Annotated in this window: 24 protein-coding genes; 17 read left to right on the top strand and 7 right to left on the bottom strand. The window is 58.8% G+C overall.

What is annotated here, in order from left to right; translation table 11 throughout:
* The first annotated feature begins 12 nt into the window (after nt 1-12).
* The 3 genes from GOW40_RS11285 to cobO are packed head-to-tail and all read left to right on the top strand — an operon-like array spanning nt 13 to nt 2,267.
* A complete protein-coding gene (locus GOW40_RS11285; RefSeq protein WP_174840369.1) occupies nt 13-621 on the top strand; it encodes an HD domain-containing protein in 609 nt (202 codons plus the stop codon).
* A 54-nt stretch (nt 622-675) separates the two neighbouring features.
* A complete protein-coding gene (locus tag GOW40_RS11280; protein ID WP_171132432.1) occupies nt 676-1,611 on the top strand; it encodes a DMT family transporter in 936 nt (311 codons plus the stop codon).
* Nucleotides 1,612-1,667: 56 nt separating this feature from the next.
* A complete protein-coding gene (cobO, locus tag GOW40_RS11275; protein ID WP_171208543.1) occupies nt 1,668-2,267 on the top strand; it encodes a cob(I)yrinic acid a,c-diamide adenosyltransferase in 600 nt (199 codons plus the stop codon).
* A 53-nt stretch (nt 2,268-2,320) separates the two neighbouring features.
* On the opposite strand, the gene GOW40_RS11270 is transcribed toward cobO, so the two are convergent.
* Nucleotides 2,321-3,886: an alkaline phosphatase gene (locus tag GOW40_RS11270; protein WP_171230972.1), complete on the bottom strand. Its 1,566-nt coding sequence runs from the start codon at nt 3,884-3,886 to the stop codon at nt 2,321-2,323.
* A gap of 214 nt (nt 3,887-4,100) precedes the next feature.
* Entirely contained in the window at nt 4,101-4,967 is an 867-nt protein-coding gene (locus GOW40_RS11265) for a branched-chain amino acid aminotransferase (RefSeq protein ID WP_171132426.1), read from the bottom strand.
* A 155-nt stretch (nt 4,968-5,122) separates the two neighbouring features.
* On the opposite strand from GOW40_RS11265, the gene GOW40_RS11260 reads away from it, so the two are divergent.
* From GOW40_RS11260 to dxs, 6 genes are all read left to right on the top strand, one after another.
* Nucleotides 5,123-5,635, top strand: a complete 513-nt coding sequence (locus GOW40_RS11260; RefSeq protein WP_171097637.1) for a MarR family winged helix-turn-helix transcriptional regulator — start codon at nt 5,123-5,125, stop codon at nt 5,633-5,635.
* The gene (locus GOW40_RS11255; RefSeq protein WP_171097639.1) at nt 5,632-6,333 is read left to right on the top strand and encodes a response regulator; all 702 of its coding nucleotides are present in this window, start codon (nt 5,632-5,634) and stop codon (nt 6,331-6,333) included. The genes GOW40_RS11260 and GOW40_RS11255 overlap by 4 nt, the downstream gene beginning before the upstream one ends.
* Before the next feature lie 68 nt (nt 6,334-6,401).
* Nucleotides 6,402-7,328: a histone deacetylase family protein gene (locus GOW40_RS11250; RefSeq protein ID WP_171230971.1), complete on the top strand. Its 927-nt coding sequence runs from the start codon at nt 6,402-6,404 to the stop codon at nt 7,326-7,328.
* Nucleotides 7,325-7,567, top strand: coding sequence for an exodeoxyribonuclease VII small subunit (locus GOW40_RS11245; RefSeq protein WP_171132422.1), 243 nt, complete (start codon nt 7,325-7,327; stop codon nt 7,565-7,567). Before GOW40_RS11250 ends, GOW40_RS11245 begins: the two co-directional genes overlap by 4 nt.
* Nucleotides 7,568-8,434 (top strand): polyprenyl synthetase family protein, encoded by an 867-nt coding sequence (locus GOW40_RS11240; RefSeq protein ID WP_171132420.1) that lies wholly within the window; start codon nt 7,568-7,570, stop codon nt 8,432-8,434. It abuts the gene before it with no gap.
* A gap of 14 nt (nt 8,435-8,448) precedes the next feature.
* Nucleotides 8,449-10,377 (top strand): 1-deoxy-D-xylulose-5-phosphate synthase, encoded by a 1,929-nt coding sequence (gene dxs / locus GOW40_RS11235; protein WP_171132418.1) that lies wholly within the window; start codon nt 8,449-8,451, stop codon nt 10,375-10,377.
* An 18-nt stretch (nt 10,378-10,395) separates the two neighbouring features.
* Here the strand turns inward: dxs and GOW40_RS11230 are convergent, their stop codons facing one another.
* Both GOW40_RS11230 and GOW40_RS11225 read right to left on the bottom strand, forming a co-directional pair.
* Entirely contained in the window at nt 10,396-12,123 is a 1,728-nt protein-coding gene (locus GOW40_RS11230; protein ID WP_171132416.1) for a M28 family metallopeptidase, read from the bottom strand.
* 145 nt (nt 12,124-12,268) lie between these two features.
* Nucleotides 12,269-13,057 (bottom strand): IclR family transcriptional regulator, encoded by a 789-nt coding sequence (locus GOW40_RS11225; protein ID WP_171132413.1) that lies wholly within the window; start codon nt 13,055-13,057, stop codon nt 12,269-12,271.
* A 207-nt stretch (nt 13,058-13,264) separates the two neighbouring features.
* Between GOW40_RS11225 and GOW40_RS11220 the strand changes: the two genes are divergently transcribed.
* The 8 genes from GOW40_RS11220 to GOW40_RS11185 all read left to right on the top strand — a co-directional run bounded on the left by GOW40_RS11220 (nt 13,265) and on the right by GOW40_RS11185 (nt 24,179).
* Nucleotides 13,265-14,926, top strand: coding sequence for an ABC transporter substrate-binding protein (locus GOW40_RS11220; RefSeq protein WP_171136629.1), 1,662 nt, complete (start codon nt 13,265-13,267; stop codon nt 14,924-14,926).
* Between the two features lie 80 nt (nt 14,927-15,006).
* The gene (locus GOW40_RS11215; protein ID WP_171097662.1) at nt 15,007-15,984 is read left to right on the top strand and encodes an ABC transporter permease; all 978 of its coding nucleotides are present in this window, start codon (nt 15,007-15,009) and stop codon (nt 15,982-15,984) included.
* Nucleotides 15,977-16,873, top strand: coding sequence for an ABC transporter permease (locus tag GOW40_RS11210; protein WP_171097663.1), 897 nt, complete (start codon nt 15,977-15,979; stop codon nt 16,871-16,873). Before GOW40_RS11215 ends, GOW40_RS11210 begins: the two co-directional genes overlap by 8 nt.
* A gap of 1 nt (nt 16,874) precedes the next feature.
* Nucleotides 16,875-17,894, top strand: a complete 1,020-nt coding sequence (locus GOW40_RS11205) for an ABC transporter ATP-binding protein (protein WP_171132408.1) — start codon at nt 16,875-16,877, stop codon at nt 17,892-17,894.
* The gene (locus GOW40_RS11200) at nt 17,891-18,868 is read left to right on the top strand and encodes an ABC transporter ATP-binding protein (RefSeq protein WP_254444410.1); all 978 of its coding nucleotides are present in this window, start codon (nt 17,891-17,893) and stop codon (nt 18,866-18,868) included. Before GOW40_RS11205 ends, GOW40_RS11200 begins: the two co-directional genes overlap by 4 nt.
* Before the next feature lie 88 nt (nt 18,869-18,956).
* Complete coding sequence (locus tag GOW40_RS11195; RefSeq protein WP_171132404.1) at nt 18,957-20,768, top strand: hydantoinase B/oxoprolinase family protein; 1,812 nt, start codon at nt 18,957-18,959, stop codon at nt 20,766-20,768.
* Complete coding sequence (locus GOW40_RS11190; protein ID WP_171132402.1) at nt 20,755-22,800, top strand: hydantoinase/oxoprolinase family protein; 2,046 nt, start codon at nt 20,755-20,757, stop codon at nt 22,798-22,800. Before GOW40_RS11195 ends, GOW40_RS11190 begins: the two co-directional genes overlap by 14 nt.
* Complete coding sequence (locus tag GOW40_RS11185) at nt 22,797-24,179, top strand: M20/M25/M40 family metallo-hydrolase (protein ID WP_171132400.1); 1,383 nt, start codon at nt 22,797-22,799, stop codon at nt 24,177-24,179. The genes GOW40_RS11190 and GOW40_RS11185 overlap by 4 nt, the downstream gene beginning before the upstream one ends.
* Here the strand turns inward: GOW40_RS11185 and GOW40_RS11180 are convergent.
* The 3 genes from GOW40_RS11180 to GOW40_RS11170 are packed head-to-tail and all read right to left on the bottom strand — an operon-like array spanning nt 24,159 to nt 26,610.
* Nucleotides 24,159-24,917, bottom strand: coding sequence for an SDR family NAD(P)-dependent oxidoreductase (locus GOW40_RS11180; RefSeq protein ID WP_171132398.1), 759 nt, complete (start codon nt 24,915-24,917; stop codon nt 24,159-24,161). The two genes, GOW40_RS11185 and GOW40_RS11180, sit on opposite strands and share 21 nt — an antisense overlap.
* A complete protein-coding gene (locus GOW40_RS11175; protein ID WP_171132396.1) occupies nt 24,914-25,744 on the bottom strand; it encodes a carbohydrate ABC transporter permease in 831 nt (276 codons plus the stop codon). Before GOW40_RS11175 ends, GOW40_RS11180 begins: the two co-directional genes overlap by 4 nt.
* On the bottom strand, nt 25,744-26,610 hold the full coding sequence (locus GOW40_RS11170) for a carbohydrate ABC transporter permease (protein WP_217352285.1): 867 nt from the start codon (nt 26,608-26,610) through the stop codon (nt 25,744-25,746). The genes GOW40_RS11175 and GOW40_RS11170 overlap by 1 nt, the downstream gene beginning before the upstream one ends.
* Nucleotides 26,611-26,618: the final 8 nt, after the last annotated feature.

Raw genomic sequence — 26,618 nt, 5'->3', positions numbered from 1 at the left:
GTTGCGCAGCGGATGCAAACGGACCCCGCCCATGATCTGGCCCATCTGGACCGGGTCTGGACCAATGCACAGGCAATTACAGAGGATCATGTTGATCTGACGGTTCTATTGTCAGCATGCTATTTGCATGACCTGATCAACCTGCCCAAAAACGATCCCGACCGGCATCTTGCCTCGCGCCAATCCGCGAAAGCCTCAGAGCCTATTCTGAGGGATTTGGGCTTGGACGACCACCGGATTCGCGCCGTCCAGCATGCGATCGAGGCGCATAGCTTTTCCGCAAATATTCCGCCGCGCTCGACCGAGGCGCGTATCCTGCGTGATGCAGATCGGCTGGACGCGCTGGGCGCCATTGGCATTGCCCGGTGTTTCGCCGTGTCCGGGGCTTTGGGCCGTGCGCTTTATGATCAGGATGACCCTTTTGCCCAGGACCGCACGCTGGACGATTTGAGCTTTGCCATTGATCACTGGAAGGTCAAACTGCTCAACCTTCCCGATGACATGCTGACCGAAGGTGGACGCGATCTGGCGCGCAAGCGGGTGGCCCAGATGCGCGGCTTTTTGGAGGTGCTGGCCCAAGAGGTCGGACACCCTCTGCCAGACAATTGGAAAACCGGCTGATTGGTACAATCCCGTCGTTGATCTTTCCGCAGCAAAGGCGCAGGGTCGCGCTCAATGGCACAATCCTTAACATCGCATCGACCCATGCTTGCCGTGGGGCTGAAACTTGCCGCTTTGCTCTTGTTCACGGCGATGTCTGCCCTGGTCAAAGCGCTGTCTGACGAGTTTCCAGCCGGTGAGCTGGTCTTTTTCCGCTCTCTTTTCGCCATTCCTGTGATCATCGCCTGGCTGATCTGGCGCGGCGAGTTGGTGCAGGGCTTTGTGGTCAAGAAACCTATGGGCCATTTTTGGCGCGGCGTGTTGGGAACCAGCGCGATGGGGTTGACCTTTACCGGCCTGAGCCTGCTTCCGCTGCCGGAAGTTACAGCTATTGGCTATGCCACTCCGATCTTTACGCTGATTCTTGCAGCTCTGATCCTGGGTGAGCGCATTCGCATGATCCGCATCGGGGCTGTTGCACTTGGTCTGTTGGGTGTTCTCATCATGATCTGGCCCCGGTTGGGCAGCACCCAGATGGAGGCTGCGGCAACCATTGGTGCGCTTTGTGTTCTGACCGCGACCGTTGCGCGGGCCTTTGTGCAGATCCACATCCGGCAATTGGTCAAGGTCGACCACCCCGCCGCGATCGTCTTCTACTTCTCGATGACCGCCAGTCTTCTGGCCAGCCTGACCGCCTTTTGGGGCTGGGTCATGCCGACACCAGAACAGGCTCTGATATTGGTCACAATGGGCTTGATCGGCGGAGTGGCGCAAATTCTGGTTACCTCATCCTATCGGTTTGGTCAGGCCTCGATGCTGGCGCCGTATGACTATGCAACGATGCTGTTTGCGATTTTCATCGGCTATGTCTGGTTCGACGAATTGCCGACAATGACCATCCTGTTGGGGGCGGCACTGGTGATCGCGGGCAACATTGTGGTCGTCTGGCGTGAACACCAGTTGGGGCTTGAACGTGGCAAGGCGCGATCTTTGACCGATCACAAACCGTGACTTTACCTTTCGCCAACTTCACCTAGGTTGGCCCGAACAGAGAATGAGGGTTCCCGATGAGCGACGCGCAGGATCACAAGGAAAAGATGCAAAAGGTGCAGGCCAAGCACCGCAAGAAAGTGTCCGAGGCCGTGGATCCGGGTCGAGGGCTGGTGCTGGTCAATACCGGCAAGGGCAAGGGCAAATCCTCGGCGGCCTTTGGGGTTGTGGTCCGGGCATTGGGCTGGGGTCAGAAAGTTGCCGTGGTGCAGTTCATCAAGGGAAAATGGAAAACCGGTGAGCGCCGCTTTTTCCAGGAGCGTGATCTGGTCACCTGGCACACGATGGGTGAAGGGTTCACCTGGGACACACAGGACCGCGACCGTGATATCGCCGCCGCCACAGCCGCCTTTGGCAAAGCTTGCGATCTGATGGCCAGCGGTGAGTATGATTTGGTGTTGCTGGATGAGATCAACATTGCGCTGCGATACGAATACCTTTCGGTCGAGGACGTCATAAAGGGGCTTGAGGCACGCTCGGAGAAGACCAGCGTGGTGCTGACGGGCCGGGATGCGCCGCAGGCCTTGCGCGACTATGCGGATCTGGTCACTGAAATGACCGAAGAGAAACACCCTTTTCAAGCCGGGATTAAAGCGCAGCGCGGGCTGGACTATTAAACGGAAAATGCCCCGGACCGCCCGGGGCATTCCATGTGATGTTCTGTTTTGGCTTATGCGCGGCTTTGCGGATCCAGCGTTACTGACCAAAGCTCGGTATCGGCGCGGTCCATCAGACGCACGGTCATCTGCTGTGTCGCTCCGTCGATATCGACCAGACCAAAGAATTGCAGCCCCTCGCTGGGTGGTAGGTTCACGCCCTGACCCTCTTCCGGCGCTTTGACGAACTTGACCTCGGGCCCAAAGGTGCCATCCAGGCTGTTGGGACCGAAAGTGCCAGCGTGCAGCGGGCCTGAGACGAACTCCCAGAACGGTTCAAAATCCTGGAATTGGGCCTTGTTAGGGTCGTAGTAGTGCGCGGCGGTATAGTGAACATCTGCCGTGAACCAGACCGTGTTGGTCACGCCGGCTGTCTTGATGAAGCGCAGCAGATCCGCGATCTCAAGCTCGCGCCCTTTGGCCGGGCTGCTATCTCCATTCGAGATCGCCTCGGCCCCGGCTTGCTCCTTCCAGTTGTCCCAGACGATCAGGCCAATGGGCATGTCAGAGGCGATCACTTTCCAGGTGGCCTGCGACGATGCGAGTTCCTGCTTGAGCCATGCCAGTTGCTCGGCACCCAGAATGCGCGACTGATCGGTGATCTCATCCTCCATCGCCGGGCCGTTCGGGCCGCGATAGCTGCGCAGGTCCAGGAAGAAGGCATCCAGCATCGGCCCGTACGAAATCTTACGATACACGCGACCGGGTTCAGCCGGTGTGATCCGCAACGGGGTCATCTCGTGGAACGCACGACCGGCACGGGCTTGCAGCACGTGAACGGATTTTTCGCTATAGCGGTCATCCGAGATCAGATCTTTGGCGTCCGACCAGTTGTTGACGACCTCATGGTCATCCCACTGGAAGAAGGTCGGGCAGACAGCGTTCATGGCGCGGACATGGTCGTCCATCATGTTGTATTTCCACTGCGCGCGGAATTCGTCCAGCGTTTCGGCCACTTTGCGCTTTTCATCGATCAGGGTGGTGTTCTTCCAGATCACCTGCCCGTCTTTTTCCACCTCATCCTGCATTGGACCGTCGGCATAGATCGTGTCACCCGAATGGATGAAGAAATCCGGGCGGTGCTGCGCCATGGTGGCATAGGTGCGCATCCCATCGTCGTCGATGCCCCAGCCCTGACCGGCGGTGTCGCCCGACCAGGCAAAGCGGATATTGCGGCGCGAGGTGGGGGCAGTACGGAATTGACCCACAATAGGCTCTGATACGGTGTTGATATCGCTCAGGTCAGCGGCCACGAAACGGTAGAAGATGTCCTGATCCGAAGGCAGTCCGTCGATCAGCCGCTTGACGGCAAAATCGCTGTTGGGGATGGCGTCCATCGGTGGCAATTGGCGCGCGTCCGCAAAACTTTCGGTGGTTGAGACTTCCATCATCACACGGGCAGGGCGGTCTGTGCGGGTCCAGATCATACCCGAGGATGTATCTACGTCGCCCGACTGGACACCATGAGTGAAGACCGGACGCGATGCGGCGCGGCTGATGGCGGGCAGGGCCAGAGACGCAGCAAATGCTGTGCTTCCGGCCAGAAAGCTCCGGCGTGAGGGGCGAATGAGTTTGGTCATGAGGGCTCTCCTGGGTTGGGACCTTGGTGCAGGTCACGCGGTTGGCGAGCGGAAAAGAGCCGCCATTTGTAAAACATTGGGCTCAGTTTCGTGAAAGTATCACAATGATCTTATGACAGTTGTGGATAACGCGTCTAGTTGTCGATGCCGTAGGTACGCCAAGGCGCGCGTTGCCCAGAATCAAAAACCCCCGCCGAAGCGGGGGCCTTTAACGTTATGACCGAACCAGTTTTTCGTAGTCTTCCGCGATCTCGCGGGTCAGGTCGCCGACCTCGAAGGTATACTCCCCAATCTGGCCCACAGGGGTGACCTCGGCTGCGGTGCCGGTCAACCAGCATTGCTCGAACTCGGCCATTTCTTCGGGTTTGATCCGGCGTTCATGTACGGTGATGCCTTTGTCTTTCAGCATCTGGATCACGGTCTGGCGGGTGATGCCGTTCAGAAAACAATCGGCCAAGGGGGTATGAACCTCGCCGTCTTTCACGAAAAAGACGTTGGCCCCGGTTGCTTCGGCCACGTAACCGCGCCAATCCAAGAACAACGCGTCCGAACAACCTTTGGCCTCGGCCTTGTGCTTTGAGATGGTGCAGATCATGTAAAGCCCGGCTGCTTTGGCGTGAACCGGGATGGTTTCGGGGCTGGGGCGCTTCCATTCCGCGATATCCAGCTTCGCCCCTTCGAATTTGGCGTCGCCGTAATAGGCGCCCCAGGGCCAGACGGCGATGGCCATCCGTACCGGGTTTTTCGCCGACGCCACGCCCATATCTTCACCCGAACCGCGCCAAACCAGGGCACGCACATAGGCGTCCTGCAAACCGCTGGCTTTCAAAGCTTCTTCTTTTGCGGCTTCGATCTGGTCCACCGTGTAAGGCATCGGCATATCCAGTGCCTCGGCCGAAGCAATCAGGCGCTCGGAATGCTCGCGGCTTTTGAAGATCTTGCCGTTATAGGCGCGCTCTCCTTCGAACACGGAAGAGGCATAGTGCATCGCATGGGTCAGGATATGCACATTGGCTTCGCGCCAGGGTACCAGCTTGCCATCCAACCAGATGGTTCCGTCACGATCGTCATATCCCGCCATGCTATCCTCCTGAACCGGCACGTTTTCCGATTGTTGCGTCATTTAGGTCCGTTTCGGACATAATGTTGCTCAAAAACTGCGATTCGATACCGCTGCGCCCTTGGAATGTCAATATCACTGACATAAGCTGAGGCGCAAAACATACGAGGCAAACCATGTCTGATACCCGGCCCTCATCAGCCTTTGGTGGTGAAAGCCTTTTGTTTCTGACGGATGAGCAGCTGCGTCAGGGCATTGAGGCGATGTTCTTCGCATATCGCGGCTTTACCGCCGATCCCGATCGCATTCTGACCGAGATGGCCTATGGCCGGGCCCACCACCGGGCAATCCATTTCATCAACCGAGCGCCGGGTACAACGGTGAACAATCTGTTGGCGATTTTGGGTGTGACAAAGCAATCCTTGAACCGGGTCCTGCGCAGTCTGATCGATGATGGTTTGGTCGAAAGCCGGGTCGGAACAGTGGACAAACGCGAACGCCACCTATTTCTAACAGAACAAGGAAAGGCGTTGGAGGCGAAATTGTCAGATGCGCAACGTGCGAGAATGCGGGCAGCCTATAAGGATGCAGGCCCGGATGCGGTGGCGGGCTTTCGCAAAGTGCTTGAAGCGATGATGGATGCTGATATGCGTCATGCCTACACGAAATTGCGGGATACGACTTCATGAGCGAACAGGACGCCCATCTGCTGATCATTGACGATGATGAGCGGATCAGAGACCTCCTCAAGAAATTTCTGGTGCGCAGCGGGTTTCTGGTGACGTCAGCGCGGGATGCCGCACATGCGCGGCGGGTCTTGTCGGGGCTGGATTTTGATCTGATTGTTCTGGACGTCATGATGCCGGGCGAAGACGGAGTCAGCCTGACGCGGTCTTTGCGGGAAACGAATGCCACACCGATCCTGTTGCTGACCGCCAAAGGCGAGACCGAGCATCGGATTGCGGGGCTTGAGGCCGGTGCGGATGATTATCTGGCAAAGCCGTTTGAGCCTAAGGAGTTGTTGCTGCGGATCAATGCGATCCTTCGGCGTATGCCGGAAGCACCCGCGCAAGAGGCCATTGCAAAGATCCTGAACCTGGGCCCAATCCGTTACGACATCGAACGGGGCGAGATGTGGCAGGGCGAAGACCCGGTGCGTCTGACGGCAACGGAAAGCCAGTTGATGAAGATCTTCTCGGCCCAGCCGGGTGAGGCGATCAGCCGTGCGAAACTGGTCGAGGATCTGGGCCGCGACAAAGGGCAGGCGCAGGAAAGGGCGGTGGATGTGCAAATCACCCGATTGCGCCGCAAGATCGAGCAGGACCCGAAACAGCCCCGTTATTTGCAGACCGTTCGTGGCGCGGGCTATATGCTGGCGCCGGATTGAGTGTGCCGCTGTGCGGCGATTTTTGCCTTCGGCGAGGATATTTTTAGCCAGATGAAGATGGGATCCCGATGACCACAGCGCTTTTGACCCATGCCGATTGCCTGAACCATGTCACGCCCGAGGGTCACCCCGAGCGAGTGGCGCGGTTGGAGCACGTGCTGCATGCGCTGGAGGGGTTGGAGCTGAAGCGGGTCACAGCGCCGATGGCGGCGGATGATGATTTGCTGAGGGTGCATCCCGAAAGCCATATTCGCGAGATACAATCAACGCGCCCAACCGAGGGCTATGCGCAGATTGACGGCGATACGTTCATGTCTCCCGGCTCGCTGGATGCGGCCTATCGCGCGGCAGGGGCGGCGGTACGAGCGGTTGATCTGGTTCTGGGCGGCGAGGCGACGAATGCGTTTTGTGCCATTCGTCCACCGGGGCACCATGCGGAATCCGAGACGCCCATGGGGTTTTGTCTGTTTGGCAATGCGGCTTTGGCGGCGAAGCACGCGTTGGATCATCACGGGTTGAACCGTGTAGCGGTGGTGGATTTCGATGTGCATCACGGCAATGGCACGCAGGATCTGCTGTGGGATGAGCGGCGCGCTTTGGTGATCACCAGCCAGCAGATGCCGCTGTGGCCCGGATCGGGCCGGCCCGATGAGACCGGTGCCTTTGAAACTGTTTTGAACATCCCTTTGGCCCCCGGAACAGGTGGTGGTGAGATGCGTGCTGCCTATGAGGCGCAGGCCTTTCCCCGTTTGCGAGCGTTCAAGCCTGAATTGATCATAATCTCGGCGGGTTTTGACGCGCATCAGGATGATCCTTTGGCCAATCTGAACTGGTCCACCGGTGATTTTGCCTGGATCACAGCCCAGCTGTGCAAGATCGCCAATGAGCTGTGTCAGGGACGTATCGTCTCGACTCTGGAAGGCGGGTATGATCTGAACGCATTGGCCGAAGCGACACGCGCCCATGTGGAAGAACTGATGAAGGCAGCAAGATGACCGAGACCCCCGTTGATCAGATGACGTTTGAACAAGCGATGAAAGAGCTTGAGGCCGTTGTGGGCCAGTTGGAGCGCGGCGACGTGGCACTGGATCAGTCGATTGCCCTTTATGAACGTGGGGCGGCGCTGAAGAAACGCTGCGAGGATGAGTTGAAGCGCGCCGAGGAGAAAGTGGCCGCGATCACTCTGAACGCGGATGGTCAGCCCACCGGGACAACGCCTGTCGAAGGTCAGTAAATGTTTCGTGAAATTCTGGCGCAGGATGCCGCGCGTATTCAGGCCCAGTTCGATCTGGTTCTGGGTGCGCTGGACGATATCGATGTGGCACGTGCGATGGGGTATGCCACGCAAGGCGGCAAACGCTTGCGCGGGTTTCTGGTGTTGGAAAGCGCGCGTTTGCATGATGTTGATGCCACGCGTGCGATCTGGCCTGCGACCGGGATCGAAGCCTTGCATGCCTATTCCTTGGTGCATGACGATCTGCCTTGCATGGACGATGATGACCTGCGCCGTGGGCGCCCCACGGTGCACGTCAAATGGAATGACGGGATTGCTGTACTGGCAGGGGACGCGCTGCAAACCTTGGCGTTTGAGCTTTGCACACGACCAGAGGTCGGAGGGGCTGAAATTCGCGCTGGATTGGCTCTAACACTGGCGAAAGCCAGCGGTGCGCAGGGGATGGTTCAGGGGCAGGCATTGGATATCGCGGCCGAGACCGCGGCAGAGCCTTTGACTTTGGGCCAGATAACTCGCTTGCAAGCGGGCAAAACCGGAGCGCTGATCGAATGGTCGGCCTGTGCGGGCGCGCGCTTGGCCCAGAGTGATCCGGCCCCCTTGCGCCAATATGCCCAGGCGCTTGGCCTTGCTTTTCAAATCGCTGATGACATCTTGGATGTAGAAGGAGATGCCGAAAAGGCAGGAAAGCGGCTGCAAAAAGATGCCGACGCGGGCAAGGCAACCTTTGTTTCGCTGTTGGGTCTGGATGAGGCCAAGTCTCGCGCTGCCGAGCTTGTCGATCAGGCCTGTGCCGCGCTGGACAGCTATGGCCCCAAGGCAGAAACCTTGAAGCAGGCTGCTCGCTTCGTTATTGCCCGGGACAGCTAAGCCAGGAATGCCAAATGTCTGACCGCCCGAATACGCCCCTGTTGGACCTTGTGAACCGCCCCGCGGACCTCAAGCAGTTTTCAGACGCGCAACTGCATCAGCTTGCCAGTGAATTGCGGGCCGAGACGATCTCGGCCGTGTCGGTCACGGGTGGACATTTGGGTGCCGGGTTGGGTGTGGTCGAGCTGACCACAGCGCTGCACGCCGTGTTTGACACGCCGCGTGACAAGATCATCTGGGATGTTGGCCATCAGTGCTATCCGCACAAGATCCTCACCGAACGCCGTGATCGGATTCGGACATTGCGGATGAAAGACGGGCTAAGCGGGTTCACCAAACGCAGCGAAAGCCCATATGACCCGTTTGGTGCGGCGCATTCCAGCACGTCGATCAGCGCGGCGCTGGGCTTTGCCGTGGCGCGGGATCTGGGCGGTGTCACGCCCGAAGGGCTGGGCGACGCGATTGCGGTGATCGGTGACGGCTCGATGTCGGCAGGCATGGCTTTTGAGGCGATGAACAACGCGGGCCATCTGAGAAAACGCCTGATCGTGATCCTCAACGACAATGAGATGAGCATCGCGCCGCCGGTGGGGGCCTTGTCGAACTATTTGTCCCGGATCTATGCCGAAGAGCCGTTCCATGATCTGAAAGCCGCCGCAAAAGGTGCGGTGTCGCTGCTGCCGGAACCCTTCCGCGAAGGCGCCAAGCGCGCCAAAGAGATGCTGAAAGGCATGGCTGTTGGCGGAACCTTGTTTGAAGAGCTGGGCTTTTCCTATCTCGGCCCCATTGACGGGCACGATATGGACCAGTTGCTGCCGGTTCTGCGTACGGTCAAAGCGCGCGCTACCGGGCCGATCCTGATACATGTGCTAACCAAGAAAGGTAAGGGATACGCCCCTGCCGAGCAAGCGCGTGACAAGGGCCACGCGACGGCCAAGTTCGACGTGGTCACGGGTGAGCAGAAAAAGGCGCCTTCAAACGCGCCGTCCTTTACTTCGGTCTTTGGCAAGACGCTGGTCGAAGAAGCCGCGCGGGATGACAAGATTGTTGCGATCACCGCCGCGATGCCCGATGGCACCGGGCTGAACCTCTTTGCCGAACGCTATCCGTCCCGCTGTTTCGATGTGGCCATTGCCGAGCAGCATGGTGTAACGTTTTCGGCTGCACTGGCCGCTGGCGGGATGAAGCCGTTTTGTGCGATCTATTCGACCTTCTTGCAGCGTGGCTATGATCAGGTGGTTCATGACGTCGCCATTCAGCGCCTGCCTGTCCGCTTTGCCATCGACCGTGCAGGTCTGGTGGGCGCGGATGGGGCGACCCATGCGGGTTCTTTCGACATTGCCTACCTCGCCAACCTGCCGGGCATGGTTGTGATGGCCGCCGCGGATGAGGCTGAACTGATGCATATGGTCGCCACCGCCGTGGCACATGACGCGGGGCCCATCGCCTTCCGCTATCCGCGTGGCGAAGGCGTTGGTGTTGATCTGCCCGAACGTGGCGAAGTGCTGGAGATCGGCAAGGGCCGCATGATTCAAAAAGGCGCGCGTGTGGCGCTGCTGTCGTTTGGCACCCGCCTGTCCGAGGTGCAGAAGGCCGCCGAGGCGCTTTCGGCCCGTGGCATTACGCCTACCATCGCCGACGCGCGATTTGCCAAACCGTTGGACCGCGACTTGATCCTTGATCTGGCCGAAGATCACGAGGCGCTGATTACCATAGAAGAGGGCGCCGTGGGTGGGTTTGGCAGCCATGTCGCGCAGCTTTTGGCCGACGAGCGCGTCTTTGATCGCGGGTTGAAATATCGCTCGATGGTGTTACCGGATGTTTTCATTGACCAGGCCAGCCCCGCCGACATGTATGCGGTGGCGGGCATGAATGCCGAACATATCGAGGCCAAAGTTCTCTCGGTTCTCGGTATCGCCACCATCGGTGAAAAACGAGCCTGATACAGGGAGATTGGCGCCTTAGGTGCCAACCGTGTTGATCAAGCTCTGCGCGCGTCTGAGGCCCGCGATCACATGGTTTTGCCCTCGTGTCAGTTCAGTGCGCGAAAAGCCCCGAAGCGTTTCTGCGCGCGTGGCGATCTTTGTCGCCTCTTCCAGGGCGGGCAGAGGCGGGATCGTCAGGGCCGGATCATGGCGGAACCGATCCGAGCGGTTGAAATTCAAAGGCACCAGAATGCGCGCAAGGGTCTGGATCACCTGATTGGCCGCCGATTCCGGGATAGCCCCGCTTTGGGCGCGCTCATAGAACGCCTCAAGGTCGGCCAGTAGGGCGGCGATGGCTGTTGAGGTTCTGGACAGGTCAAAATGATCAGTCGCTTGCGTCTGATAGTCCGCGATGGTCGCCTGAAACTCGTGCATCGTGGCGCGCCAGTCCATGGGCAGGATGCCCGCATTGGCGTTGCGGAAGACGGCCAGTAGATAGACTTTGATATCGCGCAGCAGAATGTCCTTGTCGGCAATCTCGAGCGTATCGTTTTCCGTATGCCACGCGATGTTCATGCCGCAGCCGCCGACCGCATAGTATCCCAACTCTTCCCGATGGGCGTCGGTCATGGCAGAGGACAGCATCAAGTAGCTGGAGATGCCGATATCGTTGAACGAATAGTCCCCCGCGCGATGTGGACGTTCGGACTGCAGCGTTTTGCCGGCGACATCCTTGATGACCTTCGCCAAGAAATCATGCGCTTCGGACATGACCGAGACATTTATGAACTCAGTGGCCCAGCGGCAGCCGGGACTGTCGCAATTCACCTGCGCGACGCAGTTTTCATCGAGGTCCAGCGCAAACGTATCCGAATACCAGGTTGATCCTGCGTATCGCCCGGTCGAATGGCCTGGCCACCAACAGATCTTGACCGTGCGCCGCAGCTTGTCACGATTGGCCCAGAGGACGCGCGCGATTTCCAACATGGTCGCGTCGCCCGTGGCATTGTCGCCGACGCCTACATCCCAGCTGTCCAAATGGCCATGGAGCAGCACGTATTTTTCTGGCTCTTCAGAGCCGGTGATCGTGATTTCGGGCAGTTTCGAGGTGAACCAACCCTCTTCCATCTCGGTAAAGATCGTGGCCTCACCTCCGGCTTTGGCAATCTCGATCAGCGCCTTGCCGCTCTCCATATTCACCGCTGCTGCTGGGATTGCGGGCTTGCGATGTAGGTCACTTGCACTTGGGATACCCCAGATAGTGGTGCAAATCCCCCAATGGATATCAACGCCGGGATTGATGGCGATGACGCCCACGGCACCGCAGCCTTCCATCAAAGAAATGATGGCGGGGCTGGCAAAGCCTTCGGTCAGGACAATCTTGCCGCGCACGCGGGCTTCCATCTCGGGCCCGGCCTCAAGCTGGCTTTCGAACGCATCCTCTTCGTCCATATTCGTGGTGCCCCGGATATAGACCAGCGGGCCACTAAAACCGTCCGGCGCATTGGCGCTGAATGCCGGAGGTTTGGCACGATAGGTCACGCCTTGTGCTTCGACCCGTGCCTCTCCGGGCAGGCTCAGGAAAAGCTCGGGTTCGTGTACGTTCACTTCGACCCCGTGTTTGGTCAGTCGTTCGACCACCTCATCCATACCGCGATTTACGTCGTTGGGATGTTCGCGCTTGAAGGTTGCGAAACTCTCGACCAGAGCCCAGGGCTCATCAATCGCGACCTGGTCAAGCAATGCGGTTTCTTCGGGGGTCATGGGGATCTCCAATGTTTTATTGAATGAAACACAGTAGCGCTGAATAAAACATTGACGAACAAATTGATTCCGCGCAAGGCCCCCGTCCAGGAGGTGCGTGTGAAAGAAAAGTGGAAAGTGCCTAAAACTTGAGCACGTGCCCGGATCAGCCCAATGTCAGCTTTTCCGAGATCTCATTCGCGGCAGTGAGCGCCTTTTCGATATAGCTTGCACGCCGCACCTCATCGAGTCGAACCGACGCGCCCGCCACCGACAGGCCTGCGATAATCTCGCCGGCACTGTTCTTGATCGGCGCTGCGATCGAAAAGGCGCCGTCATCCAGATCATTGATCGCCACGTTGTACCCATTGGCCCGGATCAGCAGCAAAACCTCGCGCAATCTGTCCGGGTCGGTGATCGTGTGGGGGCTGAATTGTTCAAGCTTGCTGGCCAGAACACTGTCGCGAATACTGGGTTCGGCATAGGCCAGCAGCAGCATCGAAGCGCCACCAGCATGGAGCGGTCCGCGCCTGCCTGGTTGAGCAAATAGCCTTATACTATGCAGCCCTTCGCGTGTCGCGATGGCAACAGAAGAGGTGGCCTCGCGGATCACGAGGTTCACGTTTTCACCCGTGTCATCACGCAAGGCGTCCATCACCGGACGGGCAACCTGTAACAGCGCGCCTTCGCGCCCAACGCGCTCACCCAAAAGTGCTACGCGATACCCCAGCGAATAGATCGCGCGCTCTTCATCGCGTTGAACATAGCCATCTTGTTCCAGCGTCTGCAAAAGGCGGAACACGATCGATTTCGTCAGCCCAAGCTTGTCGGCCAAAGCCGTTGCGCCGATGCCGGGAGTCTCGGCCAGCGCCTCCATCACGCGCAACGCGCGTGCCACGGCATCGATGCGATAGGATTTGCGGTCATTTCCGGCTTCTACAGTTTCCTGCGACATGGATTGCTTTGACGCCCTTGCTTTTAATCGAATCTGTGTTTTACTGAATGAACGATAGCAAACCTGTTTCAGTGAGTAAAACAAAAAAGAATCCCATGGCGGTGACGTCAATGGGTGACCACGGGAAAGGTACTGCACAATAGGCGGCGGATAATCGACCGTCACTATCGAAACAGCCCGCGTGCCCGTGGGCCAACCAACGGGAGAATGACCTTGAAGACTCTTGTTAAGGCCGCTGCAGGGATAGCTGTCGGAGCATCGCTCTGGGCAGCAACCGCCAGCGCACAGGACCAAATCCGAACCATCGAACTTTTGACCCGACCGCAAGCCGCTCAACCGGCCGAGTTTCAGGCGATCCAGCTGATCGCGCAGGAATGGCGCAAGTTGGGGCTGGATGTGAATGTAAATGTCATGCCCTGGTCCCAGATGGCTGATGCTGTCTGGTATAACCGTGACGATTGGGATGTAACTGCGTGGCAGATGACCGGACGGCCCGAGCGGTCGGACCCGGATGAGATCATCTTCAACCTGTTCCATTCGTCTACGGCGGAGAACGGGTATAACTTCATCGGATATGAAAACCCCGAATATGACGCTCTGGTCGAAGAACAACGCGTAACGGTCGATCCCGAAGCGCGTCAGAAACTGGTGTTGCGAGCACAGGAAATCCTGGACGCTGATCAACCCAACATGATGCTGGTTCACCCGCAGCAGGCTTTTGCCTTTGATAAGACCGTGTTTGACCCTGCAACCGTCGTGGATCAATCCGGCATCGGCATCCGCAGTTATTGGACCTGGCTGGAGCTGACACCTACCGGCGACCAGAAAGACATCATCGTCAACAGCTCGGACAACGTGATTGCGGTGAACCCACTTTATATCTCGGGCGTGACCGACAACTGGCTGACCGAGTTGATTTATGACCGCCTGTTCCGGGTTGGTCCTGATGGTCTCCCGCAGCCTTGGGCTGCCGAAAGCTATGAATGGCGCGATGACACGACCATTGCGATCACGCTGCGCGACGGGTTGACCTTCCATGACGGCAAGCCGGTCACAGCCGAGGATGTGGTGTTCTCCTACGCGGCCACCACCGGTGGCGAGGCCCCGATGTATGCGCCATTTGGCAGCAATGTGGCCAGCGTTGACGTCGAAGGGGACAACACGATTGTCTTTTCGCTGAATACGCCTTCGGCCTCGTTCCTGACGTCAAGCCTGGCCAAGATCAACCTCATCCCGAAACATGTGTGGGAACCGGTCCTGGCGGATCTGTCCACAAAGGATGAGAATGCCGAAAGCTATCAGGAAGATACTCCCATCGGGTCTGGTGCCTATAAGTTTGTTCGCTGGCTGCCGAATGAGGAAATCGTGCTTGAGGCCAATGCAGACCATTTCAATGCGCCCAAGGCCGAACGGTTCATCCTGCGCCTTGTGCCCAATGCCGAAGCCGCCCTTGGGATGCTGCGTTCGGGTGAGTTGAACTTCCTGACCGACTTCCAAGGCGACCCACAGGTTCTGCTGGATGCGGCTGAACAGGATGGCGATCTCGAGGTGGTCTCAACCGTTGATATCGGTTTCCGCTATGTGGCCTTCAACCTGCGCCGCCCACCGTTCAACGACCCTGCATTCCGCCGAGCGCTATCCGCAGCGGTGGACCGGCGCCTGATCGTGAACGCGGCGTTCAAGAAATTCGCGGTCCCATCGAACTCGGTCGTATCCCCTGCGCTGGAATACTGGCACGCGAGCGACGTTGTCAGCGGGTTCGAAGCAGGCAGCGATGTGGCCAAGGCGATCCTGGAAGAGGCTGGCTATGGCGGCATCGGTGATCGGCTGACTTATCCCGACGGTGTGACGGAAACACTCGCGGACTAACGCCTGTCGGCATGGCGCGGCAGTTAACTGCCGCGCCATTTTCTCAACATTAGACCCTATTGGGCCCCTCAGGACCAGCGATGAGCACCCTCAAGCCTTTCCTCATACGAACGCTGCAGCTTTTGCTTGTGCTCTGGGCGGTCGTGACGATCCTGTTTTTGATGTTTCGGCTGATGCCCGGCAATCCGCTGGCCGCCTATATCGACCCGACCTTCACAGCCGAACAGCAAGAGGCGCTTATTCGTCAGTTCGGTCTGGATAAGCCTCTCTGGCAGCAATATTTCACCTATCTGGGCAATCTTTTGCAGGGTGAGCTTGGCGATTCCTTTCGCTACCGCACCCCTGTGGCCGAGCGTATTTTGCTTTTGCTGCCCAATACGCTGATCCTAACGTTTTCATCCCTGATCGTGGCCTATACTTTTGGCATTCTCGCCGGTGCCTGGCTGGCGTGGAAGCGCAACTCGCGGTTCGAGGCCGCGGCCTTGCCCGCCGTTCTGGCCACCCGCGCCATGCCCGAGTTCTGGCTGGGCATGGTCTTGCTTGCGATCTTCTCGTTCTCGCTTGGGTGGTTTCCCGCAGGTGGTACCCGTTCGGCGGGCACCAGCTATGACAGCCTTTGGCAGCTTTATACCTCGGCCAATTTCCTGTCTCATCTGTTCCTGCCGATGATGACGCTGGCGATCTATTCGCAAGGCCTGCCGCTGCTTTTGATGCGGTCGAACATGCTGGACGTGATGAAAGAGGATTTCGTCACCATGGCCAAGATCAAAGGTCTGTCGCCCTCGGCTGTGGTGATCCGTCATGGCGCGCGCAATGCGTTGCTGCCGGTGATGACGTCTTTTGCCATCGCGGTCGGCTATCAGTTACAGGGCAATGTGGTGGTTGAAAGCGTATTCTCTTGGCCGGGTCTGGGCCGAGAGCTGGTAAATGCCGTTGCAGCTTCGGACTACCCTCTGGCGCAGGGGGCGTTTTTGATGATCGCCATTGTGGTGATCACCATGAACCTGATCGCCGATCTGCTTTATACCTTCCTGGACCCAAGGATTTCTCATGCCTGATACGACGATCAAGGCGTCTTCGGGTGTGGCGCGCATTTTCGAAGCCATCAAACTGCCGGTTGGCGACCCTTTTGCGTTGGCGGGGCTGCTTATCTATGCGCTGTTTATCGTAACAGCACTGGCTGCACCGCTGATCGCGCCCTATGATCCGACCGAGATCCTCTATACCGCTGATTACGACCTCGCCTCGGACCTTTTGCCGGGACAGGAGGGGCATATTCTGGGCACCACATCGCTTGGGCGCGATATCTTTTCGCAGATTGTCTGGGGTGCGCGGTCGGCCTTGCTGGTTGGGTTCACAGCGGCCTTCATGGTGGCCTTTATCGGCTCGGTCGTTGGGCTGCTGGCGGGCTATTTCGGCGGCCATGTCGATGCGGTCTTGATGCGCTTGGCCGATGTGGCGTTTGGCATTCCGTTTCTGCCCTTCGTCATCGTGATCTCGGCTTTTTCCGAACCGTCGATCTGGAACACGGTTATTGCGATGGCTTTGGTTCTTTGGCGCGACACGGGCCGTGTGATCCGGTCACAAGTCCTCTCGCTTCGGTCGCGCGGATATGTCGAGGCTGCCCGCGTCGTTGGCTCATCCGATCTGAAGATCATCCTGCGCCATATAACCCCCAATATCCTGCCGCTCAGCTTTCTTTATGGCTCTATCGCCATTGGCTGGGCCATCCTGACCGAGGCGTCGATCAGCTTTCTGGGTTTTGGCGACCCGGATGCGATCAGTTGGGGCTTTATGCTGCAGGATGCGTTTGCCAGCCAGGCGCTGGCGCGGCAGGCCTATCACTGGTTCATTCCACCGGGCTTGGCCATCATCCTAGTTGTCAGCGCCGGATTCTTCATTTCACGCGGGTATGAAAACCTGCTGTTCCCCAAGTTAGGGCGCTGAAATGGCTGAGACACTCCTTTCGATCCGCGACCTGTCCATCGCCTATGAGGTGGGGTCAAAAGACGTTGTCGCTGTTAGCGGAGCATCTTTTGACGTGCCGCAAGGCACCATCGTTGGCCTTGTCGGTGAATCTGGGTGCGGTAAGACAACGATGGCCCGCGCTTTGACCCGTGTGATTGCCGACAACGCGCGGATTGATGGCGGAGCGATGCAATTCGACGGACAGGATCTGGCGGCCTTGTCCGAACGCGACATGAACGCGCTGCGCTGGCGCGACATTTCCTTTATCCCGCAATCCGCGATGAACTCGCTCGATCCGGTCTATCGCGTGGAATACCAGATAATCGAGGTTCTGCGCGACCGGGGCGGGATGCGTAAAGCGCAGGCGCGGGCGCGCGCCGTCGAACTGTTCGAGATGGTGGGCATTGATCCGGGCCGCCTGCGTGACTTTCCGCATCAATTCTCGGGCGGGATGCGTCAGCGCGCGGCGATTGCGCTGGCTTTGGCTCTGAACCCCAAGCTGGTTGTCGCCGATGAACCGGTGACCGCGCTGGACGTGATCATCCAGCGGCAGATCCTGGATCAACTGCGCGGGTTGCAGCGCGAATTGGGGCTGTCTGTCATCATGGTGACCCATGATATTTCCGTGGTTGCCTATATCTGCGACCGGACCGTGGTGATGTATGCGGGCAAGGTCGTTGAAAACTGCGATACCGCAACGCTTTTGAACGAACCGCTGCACCCATATTCAATGGGCCTGAAGAACGCGTTCCCCGATCTGCAATCTGCAGGTACTGGGGTTTTGACGCCTATCGCCGGCAGCCCTCCGGATTTGATTGATCCACCCAAAGGCTGTCGTTTTGCCGCGCGTTGTCCCTTTGCCACTGATCTGTGCCGCAACACCGAACCCGCGCTGACCGAGGCTGCGCCTGATCACCATGTCGCCTGCCACCGCGCCAGTGAGGCTGCTGTGCTGCGTGAAACTGCCAAAGATCCCGCGACATGGGGGGCAGTCACATGACCGTACCCCTGATCCAGATGGAGAACGCCCAGCTTCACTACAAAATCGGTAATGCGATTTCGGCGATGATGGGCCTGCCAGCGACAGTCAAGGCTGTGGATGGCGTCAATTTGACCCTAAACAAGGGCGAAAGCGTCGGTTTGCTGGGTGAATCGGGCTGCGGCAAAACGTCGATGGGGCGCATCCTCGTCCGGCTGGAAGAGATCACAGGCGGGTCGGCGCAGTTTGACGGGCAAGAGATCAAGGATCTTTCGGGCGATGCGTTGCAGGCGTTCCGCAGCCGATCGCAAATGATCTTTCAGAACCCGTTTGACGCTGTGAACCCGCGTTACTCGATCCGCAAGACGCTGGAAGAGCCCTTGGCCAATGCCCGCATCGCACAGGAGGAATGGCAAGGCCGCATCGTCGATGTGCTTGAGCTTGTGGGCTTGGGTGACCCAACGCAGTTTCTTGAACGCTTTCCGCATCAGCTGTCCGGTGGGCAATTGCAACGGGTGGTGATGGCCCGCGCGCTTATTCTAAAACCTGAATTTGTGGTCGCGGATGAGCCGGTCTCGATGCTGGATGTATCCGTGCGCGCCGGTGTTCTGAATGTGTTTCGCGATGTGCGCGACCGGCTGGGACTGACGGCGATCTATATCAGCCATGATCTGGCGCTGGTGCGTTATGTCTGCGACCGGACAATCGTCATGTATCTTGGCCGGATCATGGAGGATGGGCCGACCGAAGACATCGTGCACGCGCCGCTGCATCCCTATAGCCAGGCCTTGGTTGCTGCAGTTCCAACACCCCATGTTGACCAAAGCCATGATCCCCTGCCCATCGGTGGCGGCGCGCCCGATCCGCGCAATCCACCTTCGGGCTGTGTATTTCGGGATCGTTGCCCCCGGGCGCAGGCGCGCTGCGCCGAAGAAATCCCTTTGCCGCGCCCCATCGGAACACGCCGCGTCGCGTGTCATTTCGCCGAAGAATGATGCAGGCAGCGTCATATACAAGATCTGCGCCAATGCGCGCGAAGGGCCTATTAGGGCCTGTTTTCAGCCTATCATACGGGAGAGGACCATGAACAAGCCGTCACGGCTCAGCGAAAAGGCGCTGTGCGATCCGGTCTCGCTTGAGATCATCCGCGGGGCGATTGCTGCCGCGCAATCCGAGATGGAAGCGCTGATCGAGCGCACCGCCATTTCCGCCTTTATCCGCGAAAAGAAGGATTTCTATACCGCTTTGTTTGACGGCAACGGGACGATGGCGGTCGGCTCGATGGTGCCGATCTTTGGCGACATGACGCGGCCCGTGCTTGAGAAATTTCCGATGGAGACTATGCAAGAGGGTGATGTCTATTGGTACAATGATTGCTATGGCTCATATGGCGCCATCTCGCACTCCAATGATCAGGTCTTGCTGGCCCCGGTGTTTCGGGACGGGCGCGTTTGCGCCTTTGTGATGAGCTGGGCGCATTTTGCTGATATCGGGGGGCTGCGCCCCGGGTCGATCAGCCCCGATGCCACGGATATCTTCCAAGAAGGCGTGATGATCCCGGTCACCAAGATGATCGAGGCCGGTCACGTCAATCAGGCGGTTCTGGACATTTTTCACCGCAACTCGCGCTATCCTGACCAAAGCGAAGGCGACATGCGGGCGCTTATGGCCAGCGTCGAGCTGGGCGTGCGCCGGGTGGGTGAGATTCTCGACCGGTTTGGCCCTGATGTGACCGAAGATGCTTTGGCGCAGTTGTTGGAGCGCACCCGCAACCTTGTGCGCGACAAGATGGCCGAGACCTTCGACTATGGAACCCATTCCTTTACCGATGCGATTGACACGGATGGACATGGTAACGGGCCTTTCCATATGCGGTTTTCGCTGACGCGGGAAAAAGGCGCAGACGGCCAGGACCGCTTTGCCTTTGACGCGCGCGACAGTGATGATCAGGCGCCTGGCCCGGTCAATTACCTGATGAATAAAGGGGTGCCCGGCATGGCGCTGGGCTTGTTCTACTTGGGGGGCGATCCCAGTCAGGTCTGCAACGCGGGTGGCCCCAATGCGCTGGACGAGGTGCTGTTTCGCAAGGGCAGTTTCCTGCAACCGGAATACCCGGCCCCGCTGGGTTTGCGCGGCTTGACCGCCATGCGGATGATTTCGGCGATGTGCGGCTTGCTCAACGCCGGTGGAGGCGAGGCACCTGCCGCTAATTCAGCCTATGTGGTCAATATCATGCGCGGGACATATCGTACCAAAAGTGGCGCGTTAGAGCCTTATCTGTTGGCCGATGGCATTGGTGTTGGCTATGGCGCGCGGGCAACGGCGGACGGGATTGATGCGGTCTATTTTGTTGCTCAGGAAAACTATCCCGTCGAGTTTCTGGAGGCCGGTTATCCGGTCACGATGCGCAGCTATGGGATCGTAGCGGATTCTGGCGGTGCGGGCCGGTATCGTGGCGGCTGCGGGATCGTGCGCGAATATGAGATACTGGCCGAAGAGACCATGGTCGCCATCCGCATCGACAGCGTCAAGAACCCGCCCTGGGGCATTCACGGCGGCAAATCCGGCCGGCATGGCATTGCCATTGTGAACCCCGGCACACCGCAGGAACTGCGGCTCGACCCGCTCTCGGACGGCAATATGCTCAAACGCGGGGATATCTTGCGTATCGAAACAGGCGGCGGGGGCGGCTATGGCCACCCGTTCGACCGGCCTGCCGAGACCGTGTTGCAGGATGTCCTGAGCGGCTTTGTCACCGCTGATGCTGCGCGGGCCGAATATGGCGTTGTTGTCTCAGAGGATGCGATAGACGTTCCCGCCACCAACGCCTTGCGAGCCAAACGCCCCGAAACGCGCCGTTTTTACCGACAGGAGTATGTCGATGCCCTCGTCTGATATGTCCTTTGACCCCTCTTTTGCCGTTGCTGTCGATATTGGTGGGACCTTCACCGATATCTCGCTGATGGACAGGGTGTCGGGTGCGGTTTGGCGGGCCAAGACCGCTTCGGTGCCCAGTGACCCCTCGCAGGCCTTCATGACCGGTGTGAACATGGTGCTGGAACAGGCGGGCATCAGCGCGCAAGAGCTGTCAGGCGTGCTGCATGGCACAACCGTTGCCACCAACATGATCCTTGAGGGCAAGGGCGCACGCACCGCTTTGGTGACCACGCGCGGCTTTCGCCACGTGCTTGAGATCGGGCGGCAGGATATTCCGCGCCATGCCAATCTGTTCACCTGGGTCAAACCCGCGCGACCCGTTCCGGCGGACCGCATCCACGAGGTGGATGAGAGGATCGGCACCGGCGGGCATGTATTGCACGAACTGGATGAGTCCAGCGTCACCGCTCTGGTCGAAAAACTACGCGCCCAACAGGTCGAGGCTGTCGCCATCTGCCTGCTGCACGCCTATGCGAACCCGGGTCACGAAAAGCAGGTGGCACGGCTGCTGCGCGCCGCTTTGCCCGACGTGGCGATCACCTGTTCCACGGATGTGCTTCCGGTGGTTCGCGAGTTCGAGCGGTCTTTGGCCACTGTTCTGAACGCAAATGTCATGCCCGGCGTGTCCACCTATATCTCACGGCTGGAAAACCGGCTGGCTGAGGCCAAGGCCAGCTCACCCTTGCTGCTGATGCAGTCAAATGGCGGTGTTGCAGGGACTGAGGCGATCCGAACCGCGCCTGCGCTTACGGCCCTGTCAGGGCCCGCAGCAGGGGTGGTTGGTGCCGTTGACGAAGCCGCATCCTGCGGGATCAAGGATATCATCACCGTGGATATCGGCGGCACATCAGCCGATATCTGCCTGATCCGCGACGGGCAAGTAAACCTGACACAACAGGGCAAGGTGGGCGAATGGCCGCTTTCTCTGCCGATGGTGGATATGGTGACCATTGGTGCGGGTGGCGGGTCGATCGCAGCGGTCGCCAATAACACGCTGTCGGTCGGCCCCAATTCGGCTGGTGCGCGTCCGGGGCCTGCTGCCTATGGTCATGGCGGGGTCGAGGCGACGGTCACCGACGCGCACGTCACTTTGGGTAACCTGCCCCACGCGCTGCTCGGTGGGGCGATGTCACTGGACGTGGACGCAGCCAAAGCCGCCGTGACCAACAATGTTGCACGGCCTCTGGGTTTGACGCCCGAAGACGCGGCGCGCGGGATCCTGGCCATCATGAACAACAATATGGTGGGGGCGGTGCGCACGGTCTCGGTCGAGCGGGGCCATGATCCGCGAGACTTCACCTTGGTGCCCTTTGGCGGGGCGGGTCCCTTACATGGCTGCGCTTTGGCAGAACTGTTGGGCATTCGGCAGGTCATGATCCCATCGGCCCCCGGGCTGCTGTGTGCCGCTGGTTTGCTGGCCGCAGATATGAAGGCCGAATTTACCCGCGCACTGCCAATGCCGGGGCCTGTTGATCAGGATGCTGGCGACAAGATCCTGTCCGAATTGACCCAAGATGCCGTCACTTGGATGGAACATGAAGGCATCGCCCCTGATCAGCGCAGCCTTCAGGCGCGCGCGCTGATGCGCTTTCACGGGCAGGGCGGTGAGATCGCCTTGGATTGGGGCAGCACCGCGCAAGAGACCGAGGCTCGCTTTCGCGACGCACATACGGCGTTGTATGGCTTCATACTGGACGCCCCGATTGAACTGGTCACATTGCGGATCGAGGCCGTTGGCAAAACAGAGCCAGTGGACAGCCCAATGCTTGCGAAAACCGACCTGCCCGAACCCTTGCAGTTTCAAAAGGTGATCTGGGCAGAGGGCGTTGTCGAAACACCGATCTATGACCGCGCGGAGCTGGGCGCTGAGGCGGTGATCAAAGGCCCGGCCATTCTGACTCAGCTGGACACCACAGCCATCATTGCCCCGGGCTGGGTGGCTACGGTTCATCCCTCGGGCGCGGTGCTGCTGACGAAAGAGACCACATGACCCAGGCCCTGTTTGACCATATCGACCGAAATGCCGACAGCTTTGTCGAACGCGTCATGGAATATGTGCGGCATCCGTCGATTTCGGCCCATGATATCGGTATTCGGGATGTGGCGAACATGCTGGTCGTGCATCTGGACAGTCTGGGGTTTGACGCAGGGCTTGTCGAGACACCCGGGCACCCGTTTGTGCTGGGGCACGCGACGGTTGACCCGCAAAAGCCGACGGTCCTTCTTTATGGTCATTACGATGTGCAGCCGCCCGATCCGTTGGATGCGTGGATCAGCCCTCCGTTCGAGCCGACACTGCGCGACGGCCGGATCTGGGCACGCGGAATCGGAGACAACAAAGGTCAGCATTTCGCGCAGCTGCTGGCCATCGAAACGCATCTGGCGGTGAACGGCTCTTTACCCTGCAACATCATCTTCTTGCTGGAAGGCGAGGAAGAGATCGGTTCGCCGCAAATAGCTGATTTTGTGCGCCAGAACAGGGATCGTTTGCGGGCCGATCTCGTGGTGACCTCTGATGGGCCTCTGCACGAAAGCGGGGCACCGGTGATTACCTTTGGTGTGCGTGGCGTGGCCTCGTTTGATCTTGTCGTAAAGGGGGCCGCGCGCGATGTGCATTCGGGCAATTACGGTGGTGTCGTCCCCAATCCGATCTGGACGCTGGTGCAATTGCTGGCCACGATGAAAGATCCCGAAGGCAACATCACCGTCGAAGGCCTGACCGAGCCGGTCATCCCGCCCACCAATCTGGAACGCGACGCCATCGCGCGCCTGCCCGATGACGAACAGGCGGTGATGGAGGATCTGAAGCTTGACCAAATGGATGGTCCTGCGGATCGCCCCTATTGGGACCGGCTGATGTTTCATCCAACCCTGACGATCAACGGGATGCACGGGGGGTATGGCGGCCCGGGCAGTAAAACGGTGCTGCCAAATGAGGCCATTGCGAAATGCGATGTCCGGCTGGTCGAACCGTTGACCCCGGATTATGTCTTTGAACGGATTGAGGCGCATGTCGCACGCCACGCGCCCGAGGTTGAGGTTGTGCGGCACAATGGGATGTTGCCGTCAAAGACCCCGCTCGACAGCCCGTTTGCCAAACCTCTGCGCGAAGCGATTGTTGCCGCACGTGGGGTCGAGCCGTTGATCTATCCTACGGTAGGCGGCTCGCTGCCTGATTATGTCTTTACCAAGATCCTGGGCAAGGATGCTTTCGTCATTCCTTATGCCAACGCGGATGAGGCCAACCATGCGCCCAACGAAAACCTTGAGGTCATTCGGTTCATCGACGGGATCAAGACCGGTTCCGCGGTTCTTGAGGCTTTGGGTCGATGTGAGGCCAACTCTGGATCAGCGACCCACTCCAAATAGACGCGCCGAGGTGGCCTGATCGGCGACGATATTGGCGCCGTTCAGGGCATAGGCGGCATGCGATAGCAGGAATACCGCAAGCGCACCCATGTCGTCGGGCGTTGGTACGGTGCCATTGGCTTGCCAGCTTCGAAACATCTGGTCGATTGCGGGGTCTTCAGCGGCTGATGCCGCGCGTTCGGTCATTGTCAGCCCCGGTGACAGGCAATTGGCGCGGATGCCTTGTGGCCCAAGGCTCCAAGCCATGGCGCGGGTGGCCGCAACGATCGCACCTTTGGTGGCGGCGTAGCCTTCGAAGCCGTGATCCGTTGCGTCGGCATGGACCGAGGCGATATTGACCAGCGCACCTTTGGTGCCGTCCTCGGCCATGATCCGCGCGGCGGCCTGACAGCCCACCAGAACCGAGCGCTGGTTTACACGGTAAAGCTTGTCCCAATGGTCTATATCCGCCTCAAGGAACGGTGCCATTTCGGTTATGCCCGCATTGCTGACCAGCCCATCCAACCGCCCCTCACGCGCTCTGACGTCTTGAATGGCTTCAGGCAGGGCCTGGGCGTCGGTGACATCGACCTGCATGGCTTCGGCACCAGCGCAGCGGATCCGCCGCAAACCGTCGGATGAGATGTCAAAACCGGTCGCACGCGCACCTGCGCCAATGACGGCTTTTAGGACTCCCAAACCGATGCCCGCAGCGGCCCCTGTTACGATGATGACTTTATTTTCCAGTGATCCGCTCATTTGACCGCCCCTGCCGTCAGACCCGCAACAATACGTCTTTGGAAGATGATGAACATGACCAGCAAAGGCAACGAGCCCAGGACGGCCGCAGGAAACAGCATGTCGGGTTGCACGTTTTGATTGCCGACAAACCGATAGACCGAGATGGTCACAGTGAACTTGTCTTTGTCGGTCAGCAGTAGAAGCGGGTATGTGAAATCATTCCATACCATCAGCATGACAAACAGCGACAACGTGGCCGTAGCAGGCCCTAACAAAGGGCGAATGACGTACCAGAACACCTGCCAGTCTTTGCAATTGTCAAGCTTGGCGGCTTCGAGCAGCTCTTTCGGGATCGCTGCGATGAAGCCGACATAGAAGAACACCGCAAGCGGCAGGTTCAGCGCCGTGAAGGCCAGGATGATGCCTATGTAAGTGTCCAGCAGCCCGAGGTCGCGAAAGATCACATAGATTGGTGTGATCGTCACAAAATTCGGCGTTGCGAGGCCAAGCGCCACCAGCATGATGAACAGCCGCGAATACCGGCCTGTATTGCGTGCCAGCGGGAAAGCGGCGATCGATCCCAGAAGCGCCACAATGACTGTGACGGAAACCGTGATCCCGACCGAGTTCAAAACCGACCGCAGATAATTCATCGCCTCAAGCGCGTTGGCATAGTTCGACCAGGCAAAGCTTGTGGGCAAAGCAAGCGGTTGTTGGGCGATTTCGGTCGCGGTGCGAAAGGACATCGCGATCATGTAGAAAACGGGCAGCAGCATCGCCACGACCAGGCCGATGATGGCAGCGTTCAAGGCAAACCGCCCGGTGGTTCTGGCAAGTTGGAGCATCACAGCTCCTCCTTGCGGCGAAGATACCAGTTTTGAATGACCGCCACAGCCACCACGATGACCAGCATGACAACCGACAGTGCCGAGGCAAAGCCAAAGCGATAATTGCCGAACAGCTGCTCGATGATCTCAAGGCTGAGGGTTCGCGTTGCCCCGTCCGGCCCGCCCCGCGTCATGATGAACGGTAGTTCGAACGTCTTCAGCGTACCGATGGTCGACAGAATGATGTTGATGGTGAACACCGGCGCCAGAAGTGGAATTTCAAGATATCGAAACCGTTGAAAGGACGAGACATTGTCCAGCCGCGCGGCCTCGTCAATGTCGCGGGGGATATTGGCATAGCCCGCCAGGAAAATGGCCGTGGTGTATCCGGTGAACATCCAGACATGGGCCACGGCAATCGCATAAAGCGCGGTGGAGGGATCGCCCAGCCAACCCCGCGCCAGCCAATCCAGCCCCAGCATGTTCAGCATCGAGTTCAGGCCACCCGAAAACGGAGAATAGATGAACTGCCAGACATAGCCGACGACAACAAAGGACATCATCGCCGGTGTGAACAAGGCGGCGCGGGAAAAGTTGCGGATGGCGGGCAGGCGGTGCAGCAAGGCCGCCATAATCAGGCCCGCCAGGGTTTGGACCGTCACCACAAAGACCGTGAACTTGACGGTGACCCAAAGCGCCTCGGGGTATCTGCTGCGGCCTATGATACGTTCATAGTTCTTCAGGCCAATATTTTCCGAAACGCCCACGCCCGTGAAGTTGGTGAAACTCATCTGGAACGTGAGCAATATTGGATAGACAAAGAACACGCTCAAAACAATCAGAGCGGGCAGGGTGAACATCACCGCAGAGCTTCTAGATACCATTGTCCTCG

Origin of the sequence: Ruegeria sp. HKCCA6707 (genome assembly GCF_013033515.1) — a bacterium.
Taxonomy (GTDB): domain Bacteria; phylum Pseudomonadota; class Alphaproteobacteria; order Rhodobacterales; family Rhodobacteraceae; genus Ruegeria.
This window is presented reverse-complemented; position numbering and strand designations above follow the sequence as displayed.

Excerpts from the sequence above, each read along its gene's own strand:
- GOW40_RS11285 (WP_174840369.1), top strand. The coding sequence starts at position 13 with ATGCAAACGGACCCCGCCCATGATCTGGCCCATCTGGACCGGGTCTGG.
- GOW40_RS11280 (WP_171132432.1), top strand. The coding sequence starts at position 676 with ATGGCACAATCCTTAACATCGCATCGACCCATGCTTGCCGTGGGGCTG.
- cobO (WP_171208543.1), top strand. The coding sequence starts at position 1,668 with ATGAGCGACGCGCAGGATCACAAGGAAAAGATGCAAAAGGTGCAGGCC.
- GOW40_RS11270 (WP_171230972.1), bottom strand. The coding sequence starts at position 3,886 with ATGACCAAACTCATTCGCCCCTCACGCCGGAGCTTTCTGGCCGGAAGC.
- GOW40_RS11265 (WP_171132426.1), bottom strand. The coding sequence starts at position 4,967 with ATGGCGGGATATGACGATCGTGACGGAACCATCTGGTTGGATGGCAAG.
- GOW40_RS11260 (WP_171097637.1), top strand. The coding sequence starts at position 5,123 with ATGTCTGATACCCGGCCCTCATCAGCCTTTGGTGGTGAAAGCCTTTTG.
- GOW40_RS11255 (WP_171097639.1), top strand. The coding sequence starts at position 5,632 with ATGAGCGAACAGGACGCCCATCTGCTGATCATTGACGATGATGAGCGG.
- GOW40_RS11250 (WP_171230971.1), top strand. The coding sequence starts at position 6,402 with ATGACCACAGCGCTTTTGACCCATGCCGATTGCCTGAACCATGTCACG.
- GOW40_RS11245 (WP_171132422.1), top strand. The coding sequence starts at position 7,325 with ATGACCGAGACCCCCGTTGATCAGATGACGTTTGAACAAGCGATGAAA.
- GOW40_RS11240 (WP_171132420.1), top strand. The coding sequence starts at position 7,568 with ATGTTTCGTGAAATTCTGGCGCAGGATGCCGCGCGTATTCAGGCCCAG.
- dxs (WP_171132418.1), top strand. The coding sequence starts at position 8,449 with ATGTCTGACCGCCCGAATACGCCCCTGTTGGACCTTGTGAACCGCCCC.
- GOW40_RS11230 (WP_171132416.1), bottom strand. The coding sequence starts at position 12,123 with ATGACCCCCGAAGAAACCGCATTGCTTGACCAGGTCGCGATTGATGAG.
- GOW40_RS11225 (WP_171132413.1), bottom strand. The coding sequence starts at position 13,057 with ATGTCGCAGGAAACTGTAGAAGCCGGAAATGACCGCAAATCCTATCGC.
- GOW40_RS11220 (WP_171136629.1), top strand. The coding sequence starts at position 13,265 with ATGACCTTGAAGACTCTTGTTAAGGCCGCTGCAGGGATAGCTGTCGGA.
- GOW40_RS11215 (WP_171097662.1), top strand. The coding sequence starts at position 15,007 with ATGAGCACCCTCAAGCCTTTCCTCATACGAACGCTGCAGCTTTTGCTT.
- GOW40_RS11210 (WP_171097663.1), top strand. The coding sequence starts at position 15,977 with ATGCCTGATACGACGATCAAGGCGTCTTCGGGTGTGGCGCGCATTTTC.
- GOW40_RS11205 (WP_171132408.1), top strand. The coding sequence starts at position 16,875 with ATGGCTGAGACACTCCTTTCGATCCGCGACCTGTCCATCGCCTATGAG.
- GOW40_RS11200 (WP_254444410.1), top strand. The coding sequence starts at position 17,891 with ATGACCGTACCCCTGATCCAGATGGAGAACGCCCAGCTTCACTACAAA.
- GOW40_RS11195 (WP_171132404.1), top strand. The coding sequence starts at position 18,957 with ATGAACAAGCCGTCACGGCTCAGCGAAAAGGCGCTGTGCGATCCGGTC.
- GOW40_RS11190 (WP_171132402.1), top strand. The coding sequence starts at position 20,755 with ATGCCCTCGTCTGATATGTCCTTTGACCCCTCTTTTGCCGTTGCTGTC.
- GOW40_RS11185 (WP_171132400.1), top strand. The coding sequence starts at position 22,797 with ATGACCCAGGCCCTGTTTGACCATATCGACCGAAATGCCGACAGCTTT.
- GOW40_RS11180 (WP_171132398.1), bottom strand. The coding sequence starts at position 24,917 with ATGAGCGGATCACTGGAAAATAAAGTCATCATCGTAACAGGGGCCGCT.
- GOW40_RS11175 (WP_171132396.1), bottom strand. The coding sequence starts at position 25,744 with ATGCTCCAACTTGCCAGAACCACCGGGCGGTTTGCCTTGAACGCTGCC.
- GOW40_RS11170 (WP_217352285.1), bottom strand. The coding sequence starts at position 26,610 with ATGGTATCTAGAAGCTCTGCGGTGATGTTCACCCTGCCCGCTCTGATT.